This window comes from Streptomyces sp. NPDC043176 (genome assembly GCF_056436715.1).
The window spans coordinates 34,731-59,690 of sequence record NZ_JBWKCA010000003.1; the positions used below are offsets into that span (position 1 = coordinate 34,731).

General features: G+C 72.2%; 27 protein-coding genes. 14 read left to right on the forward strand and 13 right to left on the reverse strand.

Annotated features, from left to right (window positions below):
* Nucleotides 1-97: 97 nt before the first annotated feature.
* A complete protein-coding gene (locus tag AC067A_RS05090; RefSeq protein WP_478614718.1) occupies nt 98-832 on the reverse strand; it encodes a TetR/AcrR family transcriptional regulator in 735 nt (244 codons plus the stop codon).
* 114 nt (nt 833-946) lie between these two features.
* Here AC067A_RS05090 and AC067A_RS05095 point away from each other — a divergent pair, with 114 nt between their 5' ends.
* Nucleotides 947-1,537, forward strand: a complete 591-nt coding sequence (locus tag AC067A_RS05095) for an NADPH-dependent FMN reductase (RefSeq protein ID WP_478614721.1) — start codon at nt 947-949, stop codon at nt 1,535-1,537.
* A gap of 2 nt (nt 1,538-1,539) precedes the next feature.
* Nucleotides 1,540-3,066 carry an MDR family MFS transporter gene (locus tag AC067A_RS05100; RefSeq protein WP_478614723.1) on the forward strand — a complete coding sequence of 509 codons (1,527 nt, stop codon included), beginning with the start codon at nt 1,540-1,542 and terminating at the stop codon, nt 3,064-3,066.
* On the opposite strand, the gene AC067A_RS05105 is transcribed toward AC067A_RS05100, so the two are convergent.
* A complete protein-coding gene (locus AC067A_RS05105; RefSeq protein WP_478615630.1) occupies nt 2,999-3,397 on the reverse strand; it encodes a hypothetical protein in 399 nt (132 codons plus the stop codon). The two genes, AC067A_RS05100 and AC067A_RS05105, sit on opposite strands and share 68 nt — an antisense overlap.
* Nucleotides 3,398-3,449: 52 nt before the next feature.
* Between AC067A_RS05105 and AC067A_RS05110 the strand changes: the two genes are divergently transcribed.
* Nucleotides 3,450-4,145, forward strand: a complete 696-nt coding sequence (locus AC067A_RS05110; protein ID WP_478614725.1) for a uridine kinase family protein — start codon at nt 3,450-3,452, stop codon at nt 4,143-4,145.
* Nucleotides 4,146-4,317: 172 nt separating this feature from the next.
* Here the strand turns inward: AC067A_RS05110 and AC067A_RS05115 are convergent, their stop codons facing one another.
* Nucleotides 4,318-5,043 carry a SigE family RNA polymerase sigma factor gene (locus tag AC067A_RS05115; RefSeq protein ID WP_478614727.1) on the reverse strand — a complete coding sequence of 242 codons (726 nt, stop codon included), beginning with the start codon at nt 5,041-5,043 and terminating at the stop codon, nt 4,318-4,320.
* Between the two features lie 169 nt (nt 5,044-5,212).
* Between AC067A_RS05115 and afsQ1 the strand changes: the two genes are divergently transcribed.
* From afsQ1 to AC067A_RS05140, 5 genes are all read left to right on the forward strand, one after another.
* The gene (gene afsQ1 / locus AC067A_RS05120; protein ID WP_017239746.1) at nt 5,213-5,890 is read left to right on the forward strand and encodes a two-component system response regulator AfsQ1; all 678 of its coding nucleotides are present in this window, start codon (nt 5,213-5,215) and stop codon (nt 5,888-5,890) included.
* The gene (locus AC067A_RS05125; RefSeq protein ID WP_478614729.1) at nt 5,887-7,419 is read left to right on the forward strand and encodes an ATP-binding protein; all 1,533 of its coding nucleotides are present in this window, start codon (nt 5,887-5,889) and stop codon (nt 7,417-7,419) included. Before afsQ1 ends, AC067A_RS05125 begins: the two co-directional genes overlap by 4 nt.
* A complete protein-coding gene (locus AC067A_RS05130) occupies nt 7,416-8,045 on the forward strand; it encodes a hypothetical protein (protein ID WP_478614732.1) in 630 nt (209 codons plus the stop codon). The genes AC067A_RS05125 and AC067A_RS05130 overlap by 4 nt, the downstream gene beginning before the upstream one ends.
* 76 nt (nt 8,046-8,121) lie before the next feature.
* Complete coding sequence (locus tag AC067A_RS05135; protein ID WP_478614734.1) at nt 8,122-8,712, forward strand: VanZ family protein; 591 nt, start codon at nt 8,122-8,124, stop codon at nt 8,710-8,712.
* Between the two features lie 90 nt (nt 8,713-8,802).
* Complete coding sequence (locus tag AC067A_RS05140) at nt 8,803-9,003, forward strand: PspC domain-containing protein (protein ID WP_469754309.1); 201 nt, start codon at nt 8,803-8,805, stop codon at nt 9,001-9,003.
* Between the two features lie 86 nt (nt 9,004-9,089).
* On the opposite strand, the gene AC067A_RS05145 is transcribed toward AC067A_RS05140, so the two are convergent.
* Together AC067A_RS05145 and AC067A_RS05150 are read right to left on the reverse strand one after the other, a co-directional pair.
* Nucleotides 9,090-9,461 (reverse strand): hypothetical protein, encoded by a 372-nt coding sequence (locus AC067A_RS05145; protein WP_478614738.1) that lies wholly within the window; start codon nt 9,459-9,461, stop codon nt 9,090-9,092.
* A gap of 172 nt (nt 9,462-9,633) precedes the next feature.
* Nucleotides 9,634-10,788: an adenosine deaminase gene (locus AC067A_RS05150; RefSeq protein ID WP_478614739.1), complete on the reverse strand. Its 1,155-nt coding sequence runs from the start codon at nt 10,786-10,788 to the stop codon at nt 9,634-9,636.
* A 498-nt stretch (nt 10,789-11,286) separates the two neighbouring features.
* On the opposite strand from AC067A_RS05150, the gene AC067A_RS05155 reads away from it, so the two are divergent.
* Nucleotides 11,287-11,541 carry a hypothetical protein gene (locus AC067A_RS05155; protein WP_478614740.1) on the forward strand — a complete coding sequence of 85 codons (255 nt, stop codon included), beginning with the start codon at nt 11,287-11,289 and terminating at the stop codon, nt 11,539-11,541.
* Nucleotides 11,542-11,649: 108 nt separating this feature from the next.
* Nucleotides 11,650-12,426, forward strand: a complete 777-nt coding sequence (locus AC067A_RS05160) for an alpha/beta fold hydrolase (protein ID WP_478614742.1) — start codon at nt 11,650-11,652, stop codon at nt 12,424-12,426.
* 116 nt (nt 12,427-12,542) lie between these two features.
* Here AC067A_RS05160 and AC067A_RS05165 read toward each other — a convergent pair whose 3' ends face one another.
* Entirely contained in the window at nt 12,543-13,514 is a 972-nt protein-coding gene (locus tag AC067A_RS05165) for a LysR family transcriptional regulator (RefSeq protein WP_478614744.1), read from the reverse strand.
* Between the two features lie 62 nt (nt 13,515-13,576).
* Here AC067A_RS05165 and AC067A_RS05170 point away from each other — a divergent pair, with 62 nt between their 5' ends.
* The 3 genes from AC067A_RS05170 (at nt 13,577) to AC067A_RS05180 (ending at nt 16,678) form a co-directional block, all read left to right on the forward strand.
* The gene (locus AC067A_RS05170) at nt 13,577-14,836 is read left to right on the forward strand and encodes an MFS transporter (protein ID WP_478614746.1); all 1,260 of its coding nucleotides are present in this window, start codon (nt 13,577-13,579) and stop codon (nt 14,834-14,836) included.
* 151 nt (nt 14,837-14,987) lie between these two features.
* Complete coding sequence (locus tag AC067A_RS05175; RefSeq protein ID WP_478615632.1) at nt 14,988-15,623, forward strand: L,D-transpeptidase family protein; 636 nt, start codon at nt 14,988-14,990, stop codon at nt 15,621-15,623.
* A gap of 83 nt (nt 15,624-15,706) precedes the next feature.
* Entirely contained in the window at nt 15,707-16,678 is a 972-nt protein-coding gene (locus tag AC067A_RS05180; protein ID WP_478614749.1) for a sigma-70 family RNA polymerase sigma factor, read from the forward strand.
* A gap of 12 nt (nt 16,679-16,690) precedes the next feature.
* On the opposite strand, the gene AC067A_RS05185 is transcribed toward AC067A_RS05180, so the two are convergent.
* On the reverse strand, nt 16,691-16,966 hold the full coding sequence (locus AC067A_RS05185) for an STAS domain-containing protein (protein ID WP_478614752.1): 276 nt from the start codon (nt 16,964-16,966) through the stop codon (nt 16,691-16,693).
* Between the two features lie 70 nt (nt 16,967-17,036).
* Between AC067A_RS05185 and AC067A_RS05190 the strand changes: the two genes are divergently transcribed.
* Complete coding sequence (locus AC067A_RS05190) at nt 17,037-17,699, forward strand: HAD family hydrolase (RefSeq protein WP_478614755.1); 663 nt, start codon at nt 17,037-17,039, stop codon at nt 17,697-17,699.
* Nucleotides 17,700-17,759: 60 nt separating this feature from the next.
* On the opposite strand, the gene AC067A_RS05195 is transcribed toward AC067A_RS05190, so the two are convergent.
* The 6 genes from AC067A_RS05195 to AC067A_RS05220 form a co-directional block, all read right to left on the reverse strand.
* The gene (locus AC067A_RS05195) at nt 17,760-19,037 is read right to left on the reverse strand and encodes a thymidine phosphorylase (protein WP_478614758.1); all 1,278 of its coding nucleotides are present in this window, start codon (nt 19,035-19,037) and stop codon (nt 17,760-17,762) included.
* Between the two features lie 81 nt (nt 19,038-19,118).
* Nucleotides 19,119-19,514: a cytidine deaminase gene (locus tag AC067A_RS05200; RefSeq protein ID WP_478614760.1), complete on the reverse strand. Its 396-nt coding sequence runs from the start codon at nt 19,512-19,514 to the stop codon at nt 19,119-19,121.
* Nucleotides 19,511-20,773 (reverse strand): ABC transporter permease, encoded by a 1,263-nt coding sequence (locus tag AC067A_RS05205; RefSeq protein WP_478614763.1) that lies wholly within the window; start codon nt 20,771-20,773, stop codon nt 19,511-19,513. The genes AC067A_RS05200 and AC067A_RS05205 overlap by 4 nt, the downstream gene beginning before the upstream one ends.
* The gene (locus AC067A_RS05210) at nt 20,770-21,888 is read right to left on the reverse strand and encodes an ABC transporter permease (RefSeq protein ID WP_478614765.1); all 1,119 of its coding nucleotides are present in this window, start codon (nt 21,886-21,888) and stop codon (nt 20,770-20,772) included. Before AC067A_RS05210 ends, AC067A_RS05205 begins: the two co-directional genes overlap by 4 nt.
* Entirely contained in the window at nt 21,885-23,597 is a 1,713-nt protein-coding gene (locus tag AC067A_RS05215) for an ABC transporter ATP-binding protein (RefSeq protein ID WP_478614769.1), read from the reverse strand. Before AC067A_RS05215 ends, AC067A_RS05210 begins: the two co-directional genes overlap by 4 nt.
* Before the next feature lie 117 nt (nt 23,598-23,714).
* Complete coding sequence (locus AC067A_RS05220) at nt 23,715-24,776, reverse strand: BMP family lipoprotein (protein ID WP_478614771.1); 1,062 nt, start codon at nt 24,774-24,776, stop codon at nt 23,715-23,717.
* Nucleotides 24,777-24,960 lie beyond the last annotated feature (184 nt).

Consider the following 24,960-nt stretch of genomic DNA (forward strand, 5'->3'; position numbering starts at 1 on the left):
ACCGCCGAAGTACCGGCGGAGGACCGGCGAAGTGCCGACGGAGGACCGGCGAAGTGCCGACGGACGGCCCCCGGGTGTGCGCACCCGGGGGCCGTTCTCATGCCCCGCCGCGCTCCACGAGGCCGGCCACGCCGTCGAGGACGCAGTCGAGACCCGTCTCGAACTGCCAGGCCGCGTCGTCCTTGCGCGCGGCCCCCCGGGTGTAGCGCCGGTAGGTCGGGTAGCGGCCGGTGTCCATGAGGTAGGACATCTGCGGGGCGAGGCCGCGCCGGGTCTCGTCGGCGCTCTCCCAGCCCTGGTCGGCCATGTACTGGCGGAGGGCGGCCTCCGACTGCGTGGCGCCGTGGACGTAGGAGCTGACCGCGCGGAACACGGCCATCATCGTGTCGACGTCGAGCCCGAGCCCGTCGAGCGAGGCCAGCTGGCGCTCGGCCGCCGCCATGCGGTTCGGGGTGAGCGCGAAGAGCGGCGCCGGCATGTGGGCGAGCCACGGGTGGCGCAGCATGGTCTCCCGGGTGCGCAGGGCGTAGGCGCGGAGCGTCTCGCGCCAGCCGGAGGGCTCGCCCGGGGGCTCCAGCTCGCCGGACACCCGGTCGATCATGAGCGCCCACAGCTCGTCCTTGCCGTCGACGTGCCGGTACGCGGCCATGGGCGCGACGCCCAGTTCGGTGGCGACCTTGCGCATGGTCACGGCGGCGAAGCCGTCGCGGTCCGCGACGGCGATCGCGGCGTCGGCGATCCTGCCGGGGGTGAGGGACGCCCTGGGTGCCGTCGCGGGCCGTTCCAGCCGCTCCCACAGCGAGACGGGGTCCGTCTCGTCCTTCTTCGCCACTCCGGCCTCCTCGTGTCGCGTACAGCGTATGCCTTGTGGACGCCGTACACATCGACGTGTACGTTGTACACATCTCGGCGTACGCCGTACACGTCACTGTTTCCAGGGGGAACCATGAGCGCTCCGCTCCGCATCGCCGTCATCCAGGGCTCCACCCGCGACGGCCGCCTCGGCCCCACCGTCGCCCGCTGGATCGACGCCCACGCCACCGACCACCCCGACATGACCACCGACCTCATCGACCTCGCCGAGACCCCGCTGCCCACCGTCTTCCCGCAGCTCGGCCAGGCCCCGGCCCGCGCCGAGGACGTGGACCTGCTCGCCGCCGTGTCCCCGCGCATCGCCGCCGCCGACGCCTTCGTCGTCGTGACGCCCGAGTACAACCACAGCTACCCGGCGTCCCTCAAGAACGCGATCGACTGGCACAACCGCGAGTGGCACGCCAAGCCCGTCGCCTTCGTGGCCTACGGCGGCTTCTCCGCCGGCCTGCGCGCCGTCGAGCACCTGCGGGGGGTCTTCGCCGAACTGCACGCCGTCACCATCCGCGAGGCGGTCGGACTCCAGGGCGTCTGGGGACAGTTCGACGCCGAGGGCCGCGCCGTCGACCCGGCCGCCGACACCGCGGCCAAGGCGATGCTCGACCGACTCGCCTGGTGGGCCCAGGTCCTGCGCGAGGGCCGCACCAAGACGCCCTACGGAGCCTGACCATGACGGGCGTCCACCGGACCCGCCTCCCCTACCTGGGAATCTCCGGACTGATGCTCGGCATCGTCCTCGGCGCCCTCGACGGCACCGTCGTCGGCACCGCCCTCCCCACCGTGGCCGGCGAACTCGGCGGCCTCGACCGCCTGTCGTGGGTCGTCACCGGCTACCTCCTCACCGCCGCCGTCACCACCCCCCTCTGGGGCAAGATCGGCGACCTCCGCGGACGCAAGGGGAGTTACCTCGCGGCCGTCGCCGTCTTCCTCGCCGGCTCCGTCCTCTCCGGCCTCGCCCAGACCATGGACCAGCTGATCGCCTTCCGCGCCCTCCAGGGCGTCGGCGCCGGCGGCCTGATGGTCGGCGCCTTCGCCCTCATCGGCACCCTGGTCTCCCCCGAGGACAGCCCCCGGGTGCAGGCGGTCACCGGCGCCATGCTGCCGGTCGCCTTCGCCGGCGGGCCCCTCGTCGGCGGCGCCCTCACCGACCACCTGAGCTGGCGCTGGGCCTTCTACGTCAACGTCCCCGTCGGCGTCGCCGCCCTGCTGATCGTCTCGTTCGCCCTGCGCGTCGAGACCCCGCGCGTCCGGGCGCGCGTCGACTGGCGCGGCGCGCTGCTCCTCACCACCGGGGTCCTCGCCCTCACCCTGCTCGCGACCTGGGCCGGCACCGGCCACGCCTGGACCTCGCCGCGGATCCTCGGCCTCGGCGCGCTCGCGGCGGTCTCCCTCGGCTGGTTCGTCCGGGTCGAGCGGCGCGCCGACGAACCCGTCGTCCCTCCCCGCCTGTTCCGCAGCCGGAACTTCGCGCTCGCCCAGCTCCTGAGCTTCCTGGTCGGCGCGGGCATGCTCGCCGCGATGAACTACCTGCCGCAGTACCTGCAGTTCGTCCGCGGCCGGTCCTCCACGGCCGGCGGCCTGCTCCTGCTGCCGCTGATGCTCGGCATGGTCGGCGCCCAGCTCGCCTCGGGCCGGATCATCGCCCGCACCGGCCGTTACCGGCTCCACCCGATCCTCGGGGGCGCGCTGATGACCACGGGAGCGCTGCTGCTGCTCCTGCTCGGCACCGACACCCCCGTCGCCGTGGCCTCCGCGCTGCCCGTGGTGCTCGGCGCCGGCATGGGCCTGCTCATGCAGTCCACGATGCTGATCACGCTGTACGGGGCGGGGCCGCGCGACATGGGCGCGGCGAGCGGCACCGTGACCCTGGTCCGGACGCTCGGCGGCTCCCTCGGCGTCGCCGTCCTCGGCGCGGTCTTCTCCGCCCGCCTCGCCGGCACCGACACGCGCCTGACCCCCGAGCAGGCGGAACACCTCCCGCAGGCGGTACGGGACGGTCTGCGGACCGCGGTGACGAGCGGGCTGCACGGCGTGCTCCTGGGCACCGCCGTGCTCGCCGCCCTGGCCTTCGCCGCGTCCTGGCTCGTACGGGAGGTGCCGCTGGGGGCCGCGACGGAAGCGGCGCCCGTTACGGAAGGAGCCCCTGCGTCAGAGGACCGGCCACCGGCAGGTCGGCCACCGCTCCGCCCTTCGTGAGGTGGTCGGTGACGAGGTGGGTGCCGACCGGCTTGAAGTCGGCGACCTGGGTGCCGAGCCCGTTGTCGAGCGGGTCGACGCCGGTGTTGGCCAGCGGGTCGAGCTGGAGGCGGGTGAGCGGTCCCAGACCGTGGGTGACGCCGCCCAGCGCGCCCGCCCCGGCCGCGGCGGCGTCCGTCCTGGCCAGCGAGTCGACGGGCAGCGGCACCGGTGCGGCGGCCTGGGCCGCCGAGCCCGCGCCGGCCAGGGCCGCGCCCGCCGCCGTGACCGTGAGACCGACCTTGAGCAGGGCGCTGCGACGGGGGGTCCGGGGTGCTGCGTGACGCGCCATCATGATCCTTCCGTGGGGTGACCGGGCGGCCACCGACAGTAGTCGAGGTGTGATGCTCGATACCAACGGCCTTCCTCGGGGGTCCCCTGCACGGGGGAATGCTTCACACTGGTGTCCCGTGAGTTCCCAACCGATCCCGACCCGTGTCGTCCTGCTCGCGGGCCCCTCCGGCTCCGGCAAGTCGTCCCTCGCCGCCGTCACCGGCCTTCCGGTCCTGCGCCTCGACGACTTCTACAAGGAGGCGGACGACCCGACGCTCCCGCTCGTCGACGGCAGCGCGGACATCGACTGGGACTCCCCCCGGTCCTGGGACGCGGACGCGGCCGTCGCCGCCATCGTCGAGCTGTGCCGCACCGGACGGACCGACGTCCCCGTGTACGACATCTCGACCAGCTCCCGCGTCGGCCGCGAGCCGCTCGACATCGAGCGGACCCCGCTCTTCGTGGCGGAGGGCATCTTCGCGGCCGAGATCGTCTCCCGCTGCCGCGAGCTCGACGTCCTCGCCGACGCGCTCTGCCTGCGGGGCCGGCCCTCGACGACCTTCCGCCGTCGCCTCGCCCGCGACCTCCGCGAGGGCCGCAAGTCGGTGCCGTTCCTCCTCCGCCGCGGCTGGCGCCTGATGCGCGCCGAGCGCGCCATCGTCGCCCGCCAGGCCTCACTCGGCGCCCACCCCTGCGCCAAGCCCGAGGCCCTCGGCCGCCTCGCCGCCGCCGCGGCCGGCCGCCACCGCACCCCCACCCCGCGCTAGGCCGTCTCTTTCGGATCTTGCCGGGCGCACGACGAAGCGGGTCGTACGAGACCCCCCGGACTCGTACGACCCGCTTCGCTTTCCCCGTACCCCCGTACGGTCCCCCCGTGTTCCCCCCGTACCCCGAAAGCCCCGTTCCCCCGTGGGCCCCCGGGGGTCGTCCCCCCTGCCTTCAGGCCACCAGCTCGCCGAAGGACTCCTCCTCGTCACGGCCGAAGCTGAGGACCTCGTCCTCGCGCAGCCGGCGCAGGGAGCGCCAGATGCTCGACTTGACCGTGCCGACGCTGATGTCGAGGATCTCCGCGATCTCGGGATCGGTGCGGCCCTCGTAGTAGCGCAGCACGAGCATGGTGCGCTGGAGTTCGGGCAGGCGGGCGAGCGCCTGCCACAGGACGGCGCGCAGCTCGGTGCCGCGCATCGCGTCCGTCTCGCCGACCGTCTCGGGCAGCTCCTCGGTCGGGTACTCGTTGAGCTTGCGCCGCCGCCAGGCGCTGATGTGCAGGTTCGTCATGGTGCGACGGAGGTATCCGCCGACGGCGGCCTTGTCGCTGATCCGGTCCCAGGCGCGGTACGTGGAGAACAGCGCGCTCTGGAGCAGGTCCTCGGCCTCGAAACGGTCACCGGTGAGGTGGTAGGCGGTGGCGTACAGGGAGGCACGACGCTCCTGCACGTAAGCCGTGAACTCGGCTTCCGAGCAGCTCGTGCGTTCCCCCGTGACCTCCCCGTACGCCGCTCCCCCGTCAGCGACGGCGACCATGTAGGGCGCCTTGCGCTGACGCCCGACGCTACGAACGCACCCCCGCCCGTTCGTGACAGCGCCGGACTTCTCGGTGCTCCGCACGACGTCGTGGAGACGCGTGACAACTGCGCTTGAGGTGGTGCTGTGCAGTGCGTTCATCTTGCGCCCCCCGTCGGTTGGAGTGTGTTTCGGTCCGTGTGCCGAGAAGCTTGCCCTCGGGACTTCATGGCGTTGTCCGCCGACTGTCACAGCCGTGTCACAGGGGGCGGAACAGAAGCGAGTCGGCGAGCGGTCGAACTCGGACGGCCGAATGCGACAGAATGACGGCGTGCCTTTTCTGTTGCTGATCGAGGACGACGACGCCATCCGCACGGCCCTCGAACTCTCCCTGTCCCGGCAGGGCCACCGGGTGGCCACCGCCGCGACGGGCGAGGACGGTCTCCAGCTGCTGCGCGAGCAGCGGCCGGACCTGGTCGTGCTCGACGTCATGCTGCCCGGCATCGACGGCTTCGAGGTCTGTCGGCGGATCCGCCGCACCGACCAGCTGCCGATCATCCTGCTGACCGCGCGGAGCGACGACATCGACGTGGTCGTGGGCCTGGAGTCCGGTGCCGACGACTACGTCGTGAAGCCGGTGCAGGGCCGGGTCCTGGACGCCCGCATCCGGGCCGTACTGCGTCGCGGCGAGCGGGAGTCGACGGACTCCGCGACCTACGGGTCCCTCGTCATCGACCGGTCCGCGATGACCGTCACGAAGAACGGCGAGGACCTCCAGCTCACCCCGACCGAGCTGCGGCTGCTCCTGGAGCTGAGCCGGCGGCCCGGACAGGCGCTGTCCCGGCAGCAGTTGCTGCGTCTCGTGTGGGAGCACGACTACCTGGGCGACTCGCGGCTCGTCGACGCCTGTGTGCAGCGGCTGCGCGCCAAGGTGGAGGACGTGCCGTCGTCGCCGACGCTCATCCGTACCGTGCGGGGTGTCGGCTACCGGCTGGACGTTCCTGCGTGAGCAAGGGGATCCTCGCGCGGCTGCGGCTCTCCAGCCTGCGGCTGCGGCTCGTCGTCGTCTTCGCCCTGGTCGCGCTCACCGCGGCCGTCGCCGCCTCCGGCATCGCGTACTGGCTCAACCGCGAGGCCGTGCTGACGCGCACCCAGGACGGGGCGCTCAACGACTTCCGGCAGGAGATGCAGAACCGGGCCGCCACGCTGCCGCTCCGGCCCACCCAGGAAGACCTGCGGCGGACCGCCGAGCAGATGGCGAGCGGCGGGGCCGCCGACTACCAGGTGCTGCTGCTCGGCGAGCGGGACGCGGGCAAGCCGATCGTCGGCGCGTCCGACCCCGACGACTTCACCCTCGCCGACGTGCCGCGCTCGCTGCGGGACGCGGTGGACACCGAACGGCCGGTGACGGACGCCAACCCGTACAAGTACCACCTGTTCTGGCAGCGTACGGAGCGGGGCGGGACGCCGTACCTGGTGGGCGGGACGCGCATCGACGGCGGCGGACCGGCCGGCTACATGTTCAAGTCGCTGGCCGCGGAGAAGGCCGACCTGAACTCGCTCGCCTGGTCGCTGGGGATCGCGACCGCGCTCGCGGTCGTCGGCTCGGTGCTGCTCGCGCAGGTCGCGGCGACGACCGTGCTGCGCCCGGTGCACCGCCTCGGCGAGGCGGCCCGGCAGCTCGGCGAGGGCAAGCTCGACACCCGGCTGCGGGTCAGCGGGGCGGACGAACTGGCCGATCTCTCCCGTACGTTCAACAGCGCGGCCGAGTCCCTGCAGAAGAAGGTCGCGGACATGAGCGCGCGGGAGGAGTCCAGCCGGCGGTTCGTCGCCGACATGTCGCACGAGCTGCGCACCCCGCTGACCGCGCTGACGGCCGTCACCGAGGTCCTGGAGGACGAGCAGGACACCCTGGACCCGATGATCGCGCCGGCGGTGGCGCTGGTGGTGAGCGAGACGCGGCGCCTGAACGACCTGGTGGAGAACCTGATGGAGGTGACCCGCTTCGACGCGGGCACCGCCCGGCTCGTCCTCGACGACGTGGACATCGCCGACCAGATCACCGCCTGCATCGACGCGCGGGCCTGGCTGGACGCGGTGGACCTCGACGCCGAGCGCGGGATCGTGGCGCCGCTCGACCCGCGTCGCCTCGACGTGATCCTCGCGAACCTGATCGGCAACGCGCTGAAGCACGGCGGTTCGCCGGTCCGGGTCTCCGTGCGCACGGAGGACGAGGAGCTGGTCATCGCGGTGCGCGACCACGGCCCGGGCATCCCCGAGGAGGTGCTGCCGCACGTCTTCGACCGCTTCTACAAGGCGAGCGCCTCCCGGCCGCGGTCCGAGGGCAGCGGTCTCGGCCTGTCGATCGCCAGGGAGAACGCGCTGATCCACGGCGGATCGATCACGGCCTCCAACTCGGTCGGCGAGGACGGGGCGGTGGACGGCGCGGTGTTCGTGCTGCGCCTGCCCCTCGACGCCTCGGGGATCACCCGCGAGGTGCAGACCCGCAGCAGCCAGGGCGAGGTGGAGGAAGCGTGAGGCGCCGCACTTTCGGGCGTACGACGGGAGCGGGCGCCCTGCTCGCGGCCACACTGACGGTGTTCGTCACCGGCTGCGGCATCAGGACCACGTCCGTGCCGGTCGACGCGGGCGCGGCCCCCTCCCGGGTCCCGTGCAGCGTGACCGACGAGTCCGCTTCGGCGACGACGGCGCAGGGCCTGCCGGTCCGGGTGTACCTGGTCTGCGGTTCGCAGCTCGACCCGGTGGACCGCCGGTCGCCGCTGCCGGAGGAGAAGGCGGGCGGCGACCCGGTGCGTACGGCCGCGGGGCTGCTCGCGCAGCTGCTCGCCGAGCCGTCGGACGCCGAGCGCGAGGCCGGCTTCACGACCGCCGTGCGCAGTCCGCTGGTGGTCACCGGCGGGCACCCGGGCGACGCGGCGGGCACGCTGCGGCTGAGCCGGCAGCCGGAGGACCTGGCGCCGACCGCCCTGTCGCAGATCGTCTGCACCTTCGCGGCGAGCTCCGCGGGCGCGGGCGACCACACCGTCCTGCTCGGCGGGCCGGGCTCCTACCCGCCCAAGCGGTACCGCTGCTCGACCGAGCTGCGCGAACGCCCCGAGTCCGCCCCGCCGACGGCCCCGGTCCCGACCGCTTCCGCCGGCTGACCCCGCCCGGGCCCACGACGAGGTCCCGCCGACAAAGGGCGGAACCGATTCCGCCGCAAGGGGCGTCTTGAGGGGCGTGCAGCGTCAAGGTTCGGGCGGTGGTGCCGCCGTGGTCGTCCGCGTGGTGGGGTTCGTACTCCTCCTCGCACATCTGCTGCTCGTCGCGTGGGTCAGTCTGCGCCCACGGGACGTGGCCTGGGTGACCGCGCCGAACACGATCCCGCTGCACGGCCTGCGGGCCGATCTGGCGCTCGGCGCCACCGAGGCCGCCCGGCTGATCGGCGAGGGGCTGCTGCTCCTGGCCCCGCTCGGGGTGCTGCTCCCGATGGCCGACGGGCGGCTCGACGTCTCCCGGTGGGCCTCCCTCGCCCGGACGACCGCCGCGGGCGCGCTGGTGTCGCTGGCCGTGGAGCTGCTGCAGACCGCCGTGCCGGGTCAGGTCGTCGACGTGGACTCGGTGCTGCTGAACACGGCGGGCGTCGCGCTCGCCCACCTCCTGTTCGTCCCGGTCGGCCGCGGCTGGCTGCGCCGCAGGTCGGAGACGGGGCCGCGGCTCTCGCCCGGGGACGGCGGGTCCGGCGGGCCGGGTAGGGGTTCCCCCCTCCTGCGGAACGAGTCGGCTCAGGGTTCGACCCCGACGATTCCCAGGGTTCCGATCGCCCGGTAGACCGACGCTCCGGGGCACCTCACGGAGGCAGCATGGAGTCATCGGGAGCCCGACGGAGCGGCTCCCGGACCGACTCCGAAGGAGCCCACCATGGCCGCAGTCATCCGCCCCCGTGACGGACGCGTGATCGGCGGAGTGTGCGCGGCGCTGGCACGGCGCTTCGGCACCTCCGCGTGGACGATGCGTCTGATCTTCCTGGTCTCGTGCCTGCTGCCCGGCCCGCAGTTCCTGCTGTACCTGGCGCTCTGGATCTTCCTGCCCTCCGAGAAGAGGGCGACCGCGGCCTGGTAGCCGCTCGGCCCTTGGCCGTCCCGCACGCCGAAGGGGCGCGTGCCCGGATTCCCGGGTGCGCGCCCCTTCGGCGTGTGCGGCGGATGTCAGCCGAGCGGGAGGCCCGTGGCGCCCAGCGGCAGGCCGCCGAGGAGGCCGCCGAGCGGGGTGGAGCCGAGGGCGCCGGTCGCGGCACCGAGCGGAGCGTTCTGGGTGGCCTGGCCGGCGGCGGCCGGGAGGGTCTTCACACCCTGGTCCAGGCCCTGGCCGAGGGCGCCCTGCCCGGCACCGAGGGACTCGGCGGCGCCGTCGGGGAGCTCGGTGAGGCCCTCGCCCACCGGCAGGGTCTTGGTCACCGTGCCCAGGGCGTCGGCGTCGAGCGGCAGGGACGGCGCGGCGGAGGCCGTGCCGGCGGCGGCAGCGGCGAAAGCGGCACCGAGAGCGGCGACACCGAGCTTCTTGGCGGCAGACTGCTTCATCTGAAAATCTTCCTTGGGGAATCCGGGGGCTTCGAGGAAAGCCGGGCGGGGAAATCCTGGGAATGCAGAGCGGCTCTGCAACCTAACCAGCGATCGAGCCCTCCGCAAACACCGGAAAGCGGCCGGGTGTCACGCCGACCCGGCCGCCCACCGTCCCCGGCCGGGGTGGTCCTCAGCCCGCCGAGGAGGAAGATCCGCTGGTCGCAGCGGTCTGCTGGAACAGCCATTCGGACTTCAGCTCGGCATATCCGGGCTTGATGACCTCATTGATCATGGCCAGGCGTTCATCGAAAGGAATGAACGCTGATTTCATCGCATTGACCGTGAACCACTGCATGTCGTCGAGCGTGTAATCGAATGCCTCGATCAGCAGCTCGAATTCACGACTCATGGTCGTACCGCTCATCAACCGGTTGTCCGTGTTGACCGTGGCACGGAAATGCAGGGTGCGGAGCAGTCCGATGGGGTGCTCGGCGAACGAGGCGGCCGCGCCGGTCTGGAGGTTGGAGGAGGGGCACATCTCCAGCGGGATGCGCTTGTCCCGGACGTAGGAGGCGAGGCGGCCCAGGCGGACGGAGCCGTCGTCGGCGACCTCGATGTCGTCGATGATCCGGACGCCGTGCCCGAGCCGGTCGGCGCCGCACCACTGGAGGGCCTGCCAGATGGAGGGCAGCCCGAAGGCCTCGCCCGCGTGAATCGTGAAGTGGTTGTTCTCCCGCTTGAGGTACTCGAAGGCGTCGAGGTGGCGGGTGGGCGGGTAGCCGGCCTCGGCGCCCGCGATGTCGAAGCCGACGACGCCGGAGTCGCGGTAGCGGTTGGCGAGTTCGGCGATCTCCAGGGCGCGGGCCGCGTGCCGCATGGCGGTGAGCAGGGCGCCGATCCGGATGCGGTGCCCGTCGGCCCTGGCCTGCCGCTCGCCTTCCCTGAAGCCCTCGTTGACGGCCTCCACGACCTCTTCGAGGGTCAGGCCGCGCTCCAGGTGCTGCTCGGGGGCGTAGCGCACCTCCGCGTACACGACGCCGTCCTCGGCGAGGTCGACGGCGCACTCGCGGGCCACGCGGACGAGGGCCTCCCTGGTCTGCATGACGGCGCAGGTGTGCGCGAAGGTCTCCAGGTACCGCTCCAGGGAGCCGGAGTCGGCCGCCTCGCGGAACCAGATGCCGAGCTTGTCGGGCTCCGTCTCGGGGAGCCGCTCGTAACCCTGCTCACGGGCGAGTTCGATGATCGTGCCGGGGCGCAGTCCGCCGTCGAGGTGGTCGTGGAGCAACACCTTCGGGGCACGGCGGATCTGGTCCGCGGTGGGGACGTTGGGAGTCTGGCTCGTCATTTCCGCACTGTAGCCCCTACGCGCGTAGAGCGCGTGGGTCGACGCGGTTCCGTGCCCGGCACTCCCGCCCCACCGATGCGCTGACGCCCCGTCGGCATCAGGCCGACGGAGGGGAAACGCGTTCAGACCTCCGCGTATACGACTTGTTCCGCTGTTGAGACGACACCGCGTTCTCGGGGCTCTCCGGGCCGCGCCGGCGCGCGGTTACGTGAGGTCCTCACGGCGGGAGCAGAAACCCGCGAAGTGAGACCCGACCCTCTACGAGGTCGTCGCCAACCCCCAGTGGTACGGCGGTGACGACACCGACACCGACGCCGTCGCCGACCTGCTGAGCGACGCCCACCCCGACATCGACTACCAGGGCGAGCGCGTCGACAACTGCCCCCTGACCTGATCGAGGAAGCGACGGGCCCGCAGGCAGACGCCCGCCGCGCGCGCCGACCGGACGCACCGGCCCACGACCCGGCCGGCCTGCTCCTGTGGGCGGCGGCGCCGGCGGTGCTCGTCCCGCTGAGCTCGTACGCCGCCCCTGGCTGGACCCTGTCCTTCTGGATCCTGTGGGCCGTCCAGGGCCTCGGGTTCGCGACGGAGCTCCGGTTCCCCCGGCACGAGGCCCGGGCCCTGCTCGACGCGGCCGCCTCGATGCTCCACAACCGCGCGATGCTCGTGATCGCGGCCCAGGTCTGCCTCATCTACGCGAGCGCCGGCTGGTACAAGATCCAGGGGAGCCGTTCGAGGCCTCCAGAGCCCTGACCCGTTTCGAACGGGTATAGGAGATAAGGCCGTTCGGCCGACGGGCGATACGTAACAGAGACCGCGTGTACCCGTTGCGTACACCTCGGCTTCTGAGACTGTTCCGCCATGGCGCACTACGCACTCGTGGGACCGCCCGAGACCCGGAGACCCCGGCTCGGACGGCCTGTTGGAGGTTCCGGGACGTCGGCGGCGGTGGGCGGTGTGGTGCTGCTCCTGCCGGACGGTGAGCCGGTGTCGAGACGGCGCGCCTCCGCGCGGGCGCACGCGGCGATGCTGCCGCTCGGGCGGGGGCTGGTCCGGGCGGGCCGGGCGGAGGGGCTGGTGGCGCACGTGGTGCGCTACCGGGGGCGCGGCTGGAACGGCGCCGACGCGGACCTCGCGGCGGACGCGTCCTGGGCGGTGGCGGAGGCCGTACGGCGCTACGGCGACGTGCCGGTCGCGCTCGTCGGGCACGGCCTCGGGGGGCGCGCGGCGCTGCGCGCGGGCGGGCACGAGGCGGTCGCCGCGGTCCTGGCGCTGGCCCCGTGGCTGCCGGAGGACGACGTGGCCGCGGAGCCGGAGCCGGTGCGGCAGCTGGTGGGGCGCAGGGTGCTGCTCGCGCACGGCACGAACGACGCGGCGACGGATCCGGAGCTGTCGTTCCGCTTCGCCGAGCGGGCGAAGAAGGCCAACCGCGACACCTGCCGCTTCGAGGTCCACTCCGACGGCCACGCGCTCCGCCAGTACGCGGCCGAGGTCCGCAACCTGGCCGCCGACTTCGTGCTCGGCACCCTCTTCTCCCGGCCCCTCGCCCGCCCCGTCACGGACGCCATGGCCGCACCCCCTCCGCTCGGCCTGCGGATGCCACTGGCGGCGGGCTTCGGCGGTTCACGCCGACGGTGAACGGCCGGGAGCCGTGGCCGAAGGACGGTTCCACGCCGACGGTGAACGGCCGGAAGCCCTGAGCCGGGGCCGCGCATGCCGGCGGTGGGCGGCCGGGGCCCCTGGCCGGAGGGCGCTCACGCCGGGGGTGAGGGTTCCTTCGGGAGCAGGTGGCCCCGGCGGCCGAGGAGGAACTTCTTGAAGGCGGCCACCGGGGCCGTGTCCGGGTGGCCGTCGAGCCAGGCGACGCCGATCTCGCGGACCGCGCGGGGCGCGGTGACGGCGAGTTCGACGACGCCGGGACGGGGGACGGCGGGCGGGGGCAGCAGGGCGACGCCGAGGCCCGCGGCGACCAGGCCGCGGAGGGTCTCGGCCTCCTCGCCCTCGAACGCGATCCGGGGCCTGAAGCCGGCCTCCGCGCACAGGTCGTCGGTGATGCGGCGGAGCCCGTACCCCGGCTCCAGGGTCACGAAGGTCTCGTCGGCGGCTTCGGCGAGGCGGACCCGGCGGCGGCCCGCGAGCCGGTGGTCGTCGGGGACGACGAGCCGCAGCCGCTGTTCGTCGAGGCGCCGGGCCACCAGATCGGGGGCGTCCGGCACGGGGGACGTCAGGCAGAGGTCCAGGTCGCCGGCCCGGAGCCGCTCGATCATCGCCTCGCCGTAGTTCTGGACGAGGGTGAAGCGGATCCCCGGGTGGTCGACGCGGAAGGCGCGGATGAGCCCGGGGACAGTCTCGGATCCCATGGTGTGCAGGAAGCCGAAGGCGACCCGTCCGGCGGCGGGGTCGGCGTCGGCCCGTACGGTGTCGGCGGCGCGTTCCACCTCGGCGAGGGCCCGCTCGGCGGAGGTGAGGAAGCGGCGGCCGGCCGGGGTGAGCGAGACCGTGCGGCCGCGGCGGGCGAAGAGCGAGACGCCGAGGTCCTGTTCGAGGCGGACCATGGCCCGCGAGAGCGTCGACTGCGGCACGCCCATCTCGGCCGCGGCGCGCGTCACGTGCTCGTGACGGGCGACGGCGGCGAAGTACGCGAGCCGCGGCGCGAGGAGCAGTCCCATGTCTTCTTCGTTACTGTTCGGTGACAGGCGAGGCTGTGACCTGTACTCATGCAGCATGGGAACGATTACAGCAGTTCCGTGCATTGGACGCATGAAACGGACCGTCCTACGTTCGTGACATGCCTCCCGCCAGTACCAAGGCGGCCGCCACCAGCGCGTCCGCCGACACCCGCCTCTCCCCCGGCGCCCCCGGCTACCGCCGGCTGAGCCTCGCGCTCTTCGCCGCGGGACTGGCCACCTTCGCCCTCCTCTACTCCACGCAGGCCCTCCTCCCGGCCATCTCCGCCGAGTTCGGCGCCACCGCCTCGGCCGCCTCCTGGACGGTCTCCGCCGCCACCGGAGCCCTCGCCCTGTGCGTGCTCCCGCTCAGCGCCCTCTCGGAGCGCTTCGGCCGGCGGGCGATGATGACCGCCTCCCTGACGGTCGCGGTCGCCGTCGCGCTCCTGGTGCCGCTCGCGCCGAACCTGGAGTCCCTGATCGCGCTGCGCGCCCTCCAGGGCGCCGCGCTCGCCGGACTCCCGGCCTCCGCGATGGCGTACCTCGCCGAGGAGGTGCGGCCCAAGGCGCTGGTCGCCGCCATCGGCCTCTTCGTGGCGGGCAACTCGATCGGCGGCATGAGCGGCCGACTGGTGACCGGCTGGGTCGCCCAGCTGTGGGGGTGGCGGGCGGGGCTGGCCGCCGTCGGCCTGACCTCGCTGCTCTGCGCGGTCGCCTTCCGGGCGCTGCTCCCGAAGGCCCGGCACTTCACGCCGGGCACGCTGAACCCGAAGGCGCTGGCGAACGCCGTCCGCGGCCACCTGTCCGACCCGCTGCTCGTGCGCCTGTACGCGATCGGCGCGCTGTTCATGACGGTCTTCGGCGCGGTGTACACGGTGATCGGCTACCGGCTCGTGGAGGCCCCGTTCTCCCTCCCGCAGGGCGTGATCGGCTCGATCTTCCTGGTCTACCTGGTCGGTACGGCCTCCTCGGCCGCCGCCGGGAAGCTCGTCGGGCGGCTCGGCCGGCGCGGGGCGCTCTACCTGGCGGTCTCCACCACCGCCACGGGCCTGCTGCTCTCGCTCGCCGACTCCCTCGCCGCGGTCCTGGCCGGCCTGGTCCTGATCACGGCCGGGTTCTTCGCCGGCCACGCGGTCGCCTCCTCCTCGGTGAGCCGTACGGCGAAGACGGGCCGCGCGCAGGCCTCGGCGCTCTACCAGTCCGCGTACTACCTCGGCAGCAGCGCGGGCGGCACGCTCGGCGCGGTCGCCTACCACGCGGGCGGCTGGGCGGGCACGGTCCTCATCGGTCTGGTCGCGGTCCTCGGCGTCGTCTCGGTGACGCTGTACGGCAGCCTCAGCGCCCGCAGCCGGGCGCGCCGGCTCCAGCTCGCCGCGTCCTGACCTCTCCCCCCGCGGACCTGCAACTGACAGACTCTGCCGCGCGTCCTAATCCACAGGACTCAAGGGGGAGTTGACGATCATGAACCGGATCATGGATCGGATGGGGAAGAGAGCGGGAATCACCGTCGGCCTCACGGCGCTCGTCGTGCCGATGACGATCGCGCTCGGTGCGGCCCCGGCGCAGGCGGCGTCCTGCAACGTGACGACGGGGCCGTACCAGAAGCAGGTGGAGAAGTTCCTCGGCCGGACGGTCGACGGCCGCCAGTCGCTCGGCGACTGTCAGGCCATCCAGGCCTTCCAGCGCAAGCACGGCATCACCCCGACCATGGGGTACGCGGGCCCGCTCACCTGGCGCACCATGAACACGATGCTCCAGCAGAAGGCCGCCGGCACCAACCCGAACCGCTCGGGCGCCTGCCCGACCAACCGGGGCCGGATCGCCTGCGTCGACCTGACGCGCCAGCTCAGCTGGATCCAGGACGGGGCGCGGCTGAAGTACGGCCCGGTGCCGGTGCGCACCGGGCGGGACGGCGCCGAGACCCGTACCGGCTCCAAGAAGATCTACTGGCGGAACATCAACCACTGGTCGACGCTGTACCACGTCTCCATGCCGTACTCGCAGTTCTTCGACGGCGGCCAGGCCTTCCACTCGACCACCAAGTCCATGTGGAACCCGCCGGGTTCGGGCGGCTGCGTCAACATGCGCCCGACCGACGCGAAGGCGTACTGGAACCTCCTCAGGAACGGCGACGACGTCTTCGTCTACGGCCGCAAGCCGGGAACCTGACCCCGGCTGTCAGTCGCCTGCGGTAGCTTCCCTCTCACCGGCCCCGAACGGGGCCGGTGAGGGGTGAGTGGGGTGTGGACCCGATGAGCGATACCGCGACCGCGACGACCGACGAACTCGACAAGTACCGCAGGGAGCTGACCGGTTACTGCTACCGGATGCTCGGATCCTCCTTCGAGGCGGAGGACGCGGTGCAGGACACGATGGTCCGGGCCTGGAAGGCCATCGGCTCCTTCGAGGGCCGCTCCTCGCTGCGGTCCTGGCTCTACCGGATCGCGACCAACGTCTGCCTGGACGCGCTGAACGCGGGCAACAGGAGGGCGCGGCCGATGGACCTCACCTCCCCGACGCCGGTGGCGCAGGCGCAGCTCGTCAAGCAGCCGGAGATCACCTGGCTGGAGCCGGTCCCGGACGGACGGGTGCTGCCCTCGGTCGCCGACCCCGCCGAGACGGCCGTGCACCGGGAGACGGTGCGGCTCGCGTTCGTGGCCGCGCTCCAGCACCTGCCGCCGAAGCAGCGCGCGGTCCTCATCCTCCGCGAGGTGCTCGCCTGGAAGGCGAGCGAGGTCGCCGAACTCCTCGACACCTCCGTCGCCTCGGTCAACAGCGCCCTCCAGCGGGCCCGTGCGACCCTCGCCGAGCAGGCGCCCGCCGCCTCCGACCCGGCGAACCCGCTGGACGAGGAGCAGAAGGCGCTCCTGGAGCGGTACGTCGCCGCCTTCGAGGGCTACGACATGAAGGCGCTCACCGCGCTCCTCCACGAGGACGCGACCATGTCCATGCCGCCGTACGACCTGTGGCTCCGGGGCCACGACGACATCGTCGGCTGGATGCTGGGCGTCGGCGAGGTCTGTTCCGGCTCGAAGCTGGTGCCGACCGTGGCGAACGGCTCCCCCGCCTTCGCCCAGTACCACCCGGACCCGGCGGGCGGCTTCAGCCCGTGGGCCCTGATCGTCCTGGAACTGCGCGACGGCAAGGTCGGCGGCATGGACTTCTTCCTGGACACCGAGCGCTGGTTCCCGCTCTTCGACCTGCCGGCCCGGCTGGACGGCTAGACGGCGGGGCGGTCAGACGTCCAGGGTCCCGTCCAGACCGGTGAGCAGGAGCAGGGCCCGCAGCTCGGGCCCTGCCCCGTGGAAGCGGATGCGGTGGCCCCGGCGGGCGGCGGCCAGCTTGAGGCGGGCCAGGGCGTCGACGGCCGCGAGGTCGGCGTGGGCGAGCGCGCCGACCTCGCAGACGACGTCGCCGGGCGGGGCCGCGCCGAGTTCGGCGCAGAGCAGCGCCACCTCGCCGTGGCCGAGTCGGGCGGGCAGGGTCAGGACGAGCGGTCGACTGGTGTCCACGTCCCGTACGACCGTCGGGGCGCCCGGAACTCATCGCGGGGGCCGGGAGGCACCCCCTAGGCTCTCGATCATGACTCACGAGCCTGTCGAACTGGTGATCTTCGACTGTGACGGCGTCCTGGTGGACAGCGAGCGGATCTACTGCCGCGTGGACCGGGAGGTGTTCGCGTCCCTGGGGGCGGAGTTCACCGAGGCGGAGATCGCCGACTACTTCGTCGGCTCCTCGCACGAGATGCTCACCGCGATCGTGGAGGAGCGCCGGGGCCACCCGCTCGAACCCGGCTGGCACACCCCGTTCAAGCAGCGGTACGAGGACGCGCTGGACGCCGAGCTGACGGCCGTGGAGGGGGTCGCGGACGTCCTGGACGCCCTGGCCGTCCCGTACTGCCTGGCCTCCAACGGCAGCCACGCCGGCATCCGCAGGAACCTGGGCCGCACCGGGCTGCTCGACCGCTTCGAGGGCCGTGTGTTCAGCGCCCGCGACGTCGCCCGCGGCAAGCCCGCCCCCGACCTCTTCCTGCACGCGGCGGCCACGATGGGCGTCCCGCCCGGGCGCTGCGCGGTCGTCGAGGACAGCCCGTACGGCGTGCAGGCCGCCCGCGCGGCCGGGATGCGGGCCTTCGGCTACTGCGGCGGCCTGATCGGCGCGGACCGCCTGACGGGCCCCCGCACGGTGGTCTTCGGCTCCATGCGCGAACTGCCGGGCCTGCTCGGCGCGGCGCTGCGGGGATAGCCGGACGGGACCGGTGGGGTCACCGGTCCCGTCCGTCCGAAGGCGCCGGCCGCGCGGGGCTCAGGCGATGCGGTCGAGGACGATCGGGGCCGCCGTGAAGGACGTGCCCGGGGCCGCGATGTCCCAGGCGCCCTCCAGGGAGCCGAGCGCGTAGTCGAACTTCTCCGGGGTGTCCGTGTGCAGGGTCAGCAGCGGCTGGCCCGCCGTCACCGTGTCGCCGGGCTTCGCGTGCAGCTCGACGCCCGCGCCCGCCTGCACCGGGTCCTCCTTGCGGGCCCGGCCGGCGCCGAGGCGCCAGGCGGCGATGCCGATGTCGTACGCGTCGAGGCGGGTGAGGACGCCGCTCGACGGGGCCGTGATCACGTGCTGCTCGCGGGCGACCGGGAGGGTCGCGTCCGGGTCGCCGCCCTGGGCGGAGATCATGCGGCGCCACACGTCCATCGCCGAGCCGTCGGCGAGGGCCTTGGCGGGGTCGGCGTCCTTGATGCCGGCCGCGTCGAGCATCTCGCGGGCGAGGGCGACCGTCAGCTCGACGACGTCGGCGGGGCCGCCGCCGGCGAGGACCTCGACGGACTCGCGGACCTCGAGGGCGTTGCCCGCGGTGAGGCCGAGCGGGGTGGACATGTCGGTGAGCAGCGCGACGGTCTTCACGCCGCTGTCGGTGCCGAGGCCGACCATCGTCCGCGCCAGCTCACGCGCGTCCTCGATGTTCTTCATGAACGCGCCGGTGCCGACCTTGACGTCCAGGACCAGGGAGCCGGTGCCCTCGGCGATCTTCTTCGACATGATCGAGGAGGCGATCAGCGGGATGGCCTCGACCGTGCCGGTGACGTCGCGGAGCGCGTAGAGCTTCTTGTCCGCGGGGGCGAGGCCGTCGCCGGCCGCGCAGATGACCGCGCCGGTGGTGTCGAGGACGTGCAGCATCTCCTCGTTGGAGAGCAGGGCGCGCCAGCCGGGGATGGACTCCAGCTTGTCGAGGGTGCCGCCGGTGTGGCCGAGGCCCCGGCCGGAGAGCTGCGGCACGGCCGCGCCGCAGGCGGCGACGAGCGGGGCGAGCGGGAGGGTGATCTTGTCGCCGACGCCGCCGGTGGAGTGCTTGTCGGCGGTCGGGCGGGACAGCGCGTCGAAGTTCATGCGCTCGCCGCTCGCGATCATCGCGGCGGTCCAGCGGGCGATCTCCGCGCGGTTCATGCCGTTCAGCAGGATGGCCATGGCCAGGGCCGACATCTGCTCGTCGGCGACCGCGCCGCGGGTGTAGGCGTCGATGACCCAGTCGATCTGCTCCGGGCTCAGCTCGCCCTTGTCCCGCTTCGTGCGGATGACGGAGATGACGTCCATGGTGGTGCCTCTTTCTACGCGCATAGAGGGGAAAGGGGGGAGCGACCCTTCCCATCGTGCCGGAAGGGTCGCTCCGAGGTGCTACTTGACGAGGTGGTCCGGGCCGAAGGCCTGCGGAAGCATCTCGGCCAGGGTCAGGAACCCCTGCGGGGTCTCCAGGACGAGCTCGGGGCCGCCGAACTCGTACAGGAGCTGTCGGCAGCGGCCGCACGGGACCAGGGACTCGCCCCGGCCGTCCACGCAGACGAAGTGGGTCAGCCGGCCGCCGCCGGTCGCCTGCAGCTGGGAGACCAGCCCGCACTCGGCGCAGAGGCCGAGCCCGAACGAGGCGTTCTCCACGTTGCAGCCGGAGACCACCCGGCCGTCGTCCACGAGGGCCGCCGCACCCACCGGGTAGCCGGAGTACGGGGCGTAGGCGCGGGACATCGCCTCGCGAGCCGTGACCCGCAGGGCCTCCCAGTCGGGCGCGGTCGTCACTTGCCCTCGCCCTTCCGGTACGGCAGGCCGTCCGCCTTGGGCATCCGCAGGCGCTGCGCCGAGAGGGCGAGCACGAGCAGGGTGGTGACGTACGGGGCCGCGTCGACGAACTGGCTCGGGACCTCGTCGGTGAGGACGTACCAGAAGAAGAAGCCGACGGCGAAGACGGCGCCGATCGCGGCCACCACCCACTTCTTGCGGTACATCTGCCACAGCGCGGCGATCACCAGGAGCAGCGCGACGAGCAGCAGCAGCGCGTGGACGTTCTCGGCGCCGCCGCGCAGCTTGAGGCTGTCGGTGAAGCCGAAGAGACCGGCACCCATCGCCATGCCGCCGGGCATCCAGTTGCCGAAGATCATCGCGGCGAGACCGATGTAGCCGCGGCCGCCGGTCTGGCCCTCCTGGTAGATGCCGGTGGAGACGATCGCCAGGAAGGCGCCGCCGAGGCCGGCGAGGCCGCCGGACACGACGACGGCGATGTACTTGTACTTGTAGACGTTGACGCCCAGGGACTCGGCCGCGACCGGGTTCTCGCCGCAGGAGCGCAGACGCAGGCCGAAGGCCGTGCGCCACAGGATCCACCAGGTGGCGGGGATCAGCAGGATGGCGACGATGGTCAGCAGCGACAGGTTGGTGACCAGGCCGCCGAGGATGCCGGCGATGTCCGAGATCAGGAACCAGTGCTTGCCCTGGAGGTCCGTCAGCCAGTCGGAGAGTCCTGGGACGGTGATGTCGGTGATCGGATCGATGCGCGGGGACTGCTTGGAGGAGCCGCCCTCGGCCTTGTCGAAGGTGAAGTTCGACAGGTACTGCGTGAAGCCCGCCGCGAGGATGTTGATCGCCACACCGGAGACGATGTGGTTCACGTTGAACGTGACGGTGATGATCGCGTGCAGGAGGCCGCCGAGCGCACCGCCGAGGATGCCGACCAGGACGCCGGTCCAGGGGCCCCACTGGTAGCCGGCCCAGGCGCCGAACCAGGTGCCGAGGATCATCATGCCTTCGAGGCCGATGTTGACGACGCCCGCGCGCTCGGCCCACAGGCCGCCGAGACCGGCCATGCCGATCGGGACGGCGAGCTTGAGCGCGCCGGAGACCTGGCCCACCGAGGTGAGGTCGTTGGCTCCGGAGACGGCCCGGACCAGCGAGAAGAGCACGAGGCCCGCCGCGACGATCAGCAGGATCCAGGGCCAGGTGAGCTTGCGGCGTCCGCCGCCCTTGGGCGCGGCGCCCGGCTTGGAGACGGTGGTGGTGCTCATGCCGCGACCTCCTTGTCGGTCTTGATGGCACCGCCGGCGGCGAGTTCCTCGCCGACCTTCTGCTGCTGGCGGCGGATGCCGTAACGGCGGACGAGCTCGTACGAGACCACGACGGCGATCACGATGATGCCCTGCATGATCACGGTGATCTCCTTCGGATACCCGTACACGTCGAGGTTGCTGGACGCCTTGTCCAGGAACGCGAAGAGCGCGGATGCGAAGAGGATGCCGACCGGGTGGTTGCGGCCGAGCAGGGCGATGGTGATGGCGGTGAAGCCGACACCGGTCGGGAAGTCGAGGCTGTAGGTGTGGGACTCGCCGAGCAGCGTCGGCATGCCGGAGAGGCCGGCCAGCGCGCCCGAGAGCAGCATCGAGGTGAGGATCATCTTCTTGGCGTCGACGCCGCTGGCCTGCGCGGCGGACTCGCTGGCGCCGGTGGCGCGCAGGTCGAAGCCGAAGCGGGTGCGGTTGAGGACGAACCAGTAGACGACGCCGAGGGCGAGCGCCACGAAGGTGAAGCCGTAGATGACGCCGTTGCCCTCACCCATGTCGATGCCGGGGAACCAGCCGGACTCGGCGATCTTGCCGGTGGTGAGGTTGTTCGAGCCCGCGGGCTGGACGCCGAAGTTCTTCGGCAGGATCAGCCAGGCCACCAGCGAGGTCGCGATGGCGTTCAGCATGATCGTCGAGACGACCTCGGAGACACCGCGGGTGGTCTTCAGGATGCCGGCGATGCCGGCCCAGAAGGCGCCGGTCAGCATCGCGGCGACCACGATGAGCAGGATGTGCAGCGGGCCGGGCAGTTCGACGGAGGCGCCGATGAGGGCCGAGACCATCGCGGCGAGCCGGTACTGGCCGTCGACACCGATGTTGAACAGGTTCATCCGGAAACCGATGGCCACGGCCAGGGCTGCCAGGTAGTAGATGCCGGTCTGGTTGACGATCAGGACCTGGATGTCCGAGTAGCCGGCGTTCTCGATCATCAGCCGGATCGGCTCGATCGGGTCGAGGCCCGTCGCGAGCAGCACCAGGACGGTGAGCACGAACGAGGTGACCAGGGCGAGCACCGGACCGGCGGCGCCGATGATCAGCTTGTCCTTGTCGAATTTCATCATCGGGCGTCACCGTCTTCGGACTGCGCTTCGGTGCCCTCCAGGCGGCCGGTGGCCGCGCCGGTCATGGCGGAGCCCAGCTCCTCGGGCGTGATGGTGGCGGGGTCGGCGTCCGCGACGAGCTTGCCGCGGTACATGACCCGGAGGGTGTCGGAGAGGCCGATCAGCTCGTCGAGGTCGGCGGAGATCAGCAGCACCGCCAGGCCCTCGCGGCGGGCGTCGCGGATCGCGTCCCAGATCTGCGCCTGGGCGCCGACGTCCACACCGCGGGTGGGGTGGGCGGCGATCAGGAACTTGGGCGCGTGGCTCATCTCGCGGCCGACGATCAGCTTCTGCTGGTTGCCGCCGGAGAGGGAGGACGCGGTGACGTCGATGCCCGGGGTGCGGACGTCGTACTCGCGCACGATCCGCTCGGTGTCCTTGCGGGCCGCCTTCGGGTCGAGGACGCCCCGCTTGGAGTTGGGGGCCTCGGTGACGTGGCCGAGGATGCGGTTCTCCCAGAGGGGGGCCTCCAGGAGCAGGCCGTGCCGGTGGCGGTCCTCGGGGATGTAGCCGATGCCGCCCTCACGGCGCTTGCGCACCGAGACCCCGGAGATGTCCTGGCCGTCGAGGGTGATGACACCCGCGTCGGGGCTGTTCATGCCCATGAGGGCCTCGATGAGCTCGGTCTGGCCGTTGCCCTCGACGCCGGCGATGCCCAGGATCTCGCCCTTGTGGATGGTCAGGGAGACGCCGTCGAGGAGCTTGCGGCCCTCGCCGACCTCCTGGAGCCCGACCGCGCCGGACGGGTCCGGCGGGGCGGCGCTGGTGAGCGGGGCGGCGGACGCGGCGCCGGCCTCGGTGAGCGTCAGGCCCTCGACCTTGAGCATCGGCACGTCGGTGACGGTCGACTCGCGGGTCTCCGGCGACGGCAGCTCGGTGCCGACCATCAGCTCGGCGAGCTGCTTGGTCGTGGCGGTCTTCGGGTCGGCGGTGCCGACCGTGGTGCCCCGGCGGATGACGGTGATGTCGTCGGCGACCTTCAGGACCTCGCCCAGCTTGTGCGAGATGAAGATGACGGTCAGGCCCTCGGACTTGAGCTCGCGCAGGTTGTCGAAGAGCGCGTCGACCTCCTGCGGGACGAGCACGGCGGTCGGCTCGTCGAGGATGAGGATCCTGGCGCCGCGGTAGAGGACCTTGAGGATCTCCACGCGCTGGCGGTCGGCCACGCCGAGGTCCTCGACGAGGGCGTCGGGGCGGACCCCGAGGCCGTACGCGTCGGAGATCTCCTGGATCTTCTTCCGCGCCTTGGCACCGATGCCGTGGAGCTTCTCGCCGCCGAGGACGACGTTCTCCAGGACGGTGAGGTTGTCGGCGAGCATGAAGTGCTGGTGCACCATGCCGATGCCGCGCGCGATGGCGTCACCGGGGCTGGCGAACGTCACCTGCTCGCCGTCGACGGCGATGGTGCCCTCGTCCGGCTTCTGCATGCCGTAGAGGATCTTCATGAGGGTCGACTTGCCGGCACCGTTCTCGCCGATGAGGGCGTGCACGGTGCCCTTGCGGACCGTGATGGCGATGTCCTTGTTGGCGACGACGCCGGGGAACCGCTTGGTGATGCCGTGAAGTTCCACGGCAGGGGGGCTGGACGCGTTGATGACGCACTCTCCTTGGCCGGAAGGAGTGGGAGCGGGAGGGCAGGGCGGGGCGAAGTTATCGTGCCAGGGAGACATCTACACGCGTAGCGCTGCCGAAAAATGAAAACCCGTACGGGAATGGGGCCGGGGCCCGGCCCCAGTGGGGTGCCACTGGGGCCGGGCCCGCGGACTCAGGTCGTGACCTGCTCGTCCTTACGGAGCGGTCTTGACCGTGATCTTGCCGTCGATGATGTCCTGCTTCGCCTTCGCCACGGCGGCGGTGACGTCGGTCATCTTGACGTACGCCGGGTTGGAGTCGGCCAGGCCGACGCCGTCCGTGGCGAGGCCGTAGCGGATCTCGCCGGACTGCGGCTTGCCGTCCTTGACCGACTTGATGACGTTGAAGACGGAGTCGGAGACGTCCTTGGTGACCGAGGTCAGGATGTGGTCCTTGTAGGAGGCCAGACCCGCCTGGTTGTACTGGTCGGAGTCGACGCCGATCGCCCACTTGCCGGCGGTCGCGGCGGCCTCGATCGAGCCGGAACCGGCCAGACCGGCGGCGGCGTAGATCACGTCGGCGCCCTTGTCGATCTGACCCTGCGCGGCGGCCTTGCCGAGGTCGGGCTTCGAGAAGCCGTCGAAGTTCGGCGGCTGGGTCAGGTACTGGACGAGGACCTTCGCCTTGGGGTTGGTGTCCTTGACGCCCTGCGCGAAGCCCGCCTCGAACTTCTTGATCAGCGGGACCTCGACGCCGCCGATGAAGCCGACCGTGCCGGTCTTGGACGCCTTGGCGGCGGCGACGCCGGCCAGGTAGGAGCCCTGCTCCTCGTTGAAGACGAGGTTGGCGATGTTCGGGGCGGTCACCGACGTGTCGTCGATGAGGCCGAACGTGGTCTTCGGGTAGGCCTTGGCGACCTTCTCGATGGCCGGGGCGTAGGCGAAGCCGACGCCGATGACCGGGTTGTTGCCGGCGCGGGCCAGCGCGGTGAGGCGCGCGACCTTGTCGGCGTCGCCCTCTCCGGACGACGGCTCGGCCTCGGCGCCCTTGACGCCGAGCTCGTCCTCGGCCTTCTTGAGGCCCGCGTAGGCGGCGTCGTTGAACGACTGGTCGCCGCGGCCGCCGATGTCGTACGCGATGGCGGCCTTGGCCGCCTTCGAGTCCGAGCTGGAGCTGGAGCTGCCCGAGTCGGTCGACGACTTGCCGCACGCGGTGACGGACAGGGCGAGCGCCGCGGAGGCGATGCCCACGGTCGTGATCCTGGTGATCCGGCGCAAGAGGAGGGTCCCTTCAAGACTGACCGAAAGCGCCTCTTCCGGCGCTGGTTTCGCGGCGATCGTAACGCGCGTAGATGTCAGTTAAAGACCTGTTCATCAGTCGTTATCGGATCGTCGCGAACCGGCCGGCCGAGGCGACCGGGGGCGTTCGGCCGGGTACCGCCGGTTATACATCCCGGTAAGG

Excerpts from the sequence above, each read along its gene's own strand:
- AC067A_RS05145 (WP_478614738.1), bottom strand. The coding sequence starts at position 9,461 with ATGAAGCAGTCTGCCGCCAAGAAGCTCGGTGTCGCCGCTCTCGGTGCC.
- AC067A_RS05190 (WP_478614755.1), top strand. The coding sequence starts at position 17,037 with ATGACTCACGAGCCTGTCGAACTGGTGATCTTCGACTGTGACGGCGTC.
- AC067A_RS05210 (WP_478614765.1), bottom strand. The coding sequence starts at position 21,888 with ATGATGAAATTCGACAAGGACAAGCTGATCATCGGCGCCGCCGGTCCG.
- AC067A_RS05150 (WP_478614739.1), bottom strand. The coding sequence starts at position 10,788 with ATGACGAGCCAGACTCCCAACGTCCCCACCGCGGACCAGATCCGCCGT.
- AC067A_RS05160 (WP_478614742.1), top strand. The coding sequence starts at position 11,650 with ATGGCGCACTACGCACTCGTGGGACCGCCCGAGACCCGGAGACCCCGG.
- AC067A_RS05100 (WP_478614723.1), top strand. The coding sequence starts at position 1,540 with ATGACGGGCGTCCACCGGACCCGCCTCCCCTACCTGGGAATCTCCGGA.
- AC067A_RS05140 (WP_469754309.1), top strand. The coding sequence starts at position 8,803 with ATGGCCGCAGTCATCCGCCCCCGTGACGGACGCGTGATCGGCGGAGTG.
- AC067A_RS05175 (WP_478615632.1), top strand. The coding sequence starts at position 14,988 with ATGACGATCGCGCTCGGTGCGGCCCCGGCGCAGGCGGCGTCCTGCAAC.
- AC067A_RS05170 (WP_478614746.1), top strand. The coding sequence starts at position 13,577 with ATGCCTCCCGCCAGTACCAAGGCGGCCGCCACCAGCGCGTCCGCCGAC.
- AC067A_RS05205 (WP_478614763.1), bottom strand. The coding sequence starts at position 20,773 with ATGAGCACCACCACCGTCTCCAAGCCGGGCGCCGCGCCCAAGGGCGGC.
- AC067A_RS05215 (WP_478614769.1), bottom strand. The coding sequence starts at position 23,597 with ATGTCTCCCTGGCACGATAACTTCGCCCCGCCCTGCCCTCCCGCTCCC.
- AC067A_RS05115 (WP_478614727.1), bottom strand. The coding sequence starts at position 5,043 with ATGAACGCACTGCACAGCACCACCTCAAGCGCAGTTGTCACGCGTCTC.
- AC067A_RS05165 (WP_478614744.1), bottom strand. The coding sequence starts at position 13,514 with ATGCTGCATGAGTACAGGTCACAGCCTCGCCTGTCACCGAACAGTAAC.
- AC067A_RS05180 (WP_478614749.1), top strand. The coding sequence starts at position 15,707 with ATGAGCGATACCGCGACCGCGACGACCGACGAACTCGACAAGTACCGC.
- AC067A_RS05110 (WP_478614725.1), top strand. The coding sequence starts at position 3,450 with ATGCTCGATACCAACGGCCTTCCTCGGGGGTCCCCTGCACGGGGGAAT.
- AC067A_RS05105 (WP_478615630.1), bottom strand. The coding sequence starts at position 3,397 with ATGGCGCGTCACGCAGCACCCCGGACCCCCCGTCGCAGCGCCCTGCTC.
- AC067A_RS05195 (WP_478614758.1), bottom strand. The coding sequence starts at position 19,037 with ATGGACGTCATCTCCGTCATCCGCACGAAGCGGGACAAGGGCGAGCTG.
- AC067A_RS05095 (WP_478614721.1), top strand. The coding sequence starts at position 947 with ATGAGCGCTCCGCTCCGCATCGCCGTCATCCAGGGCTCCACCCGCGAC.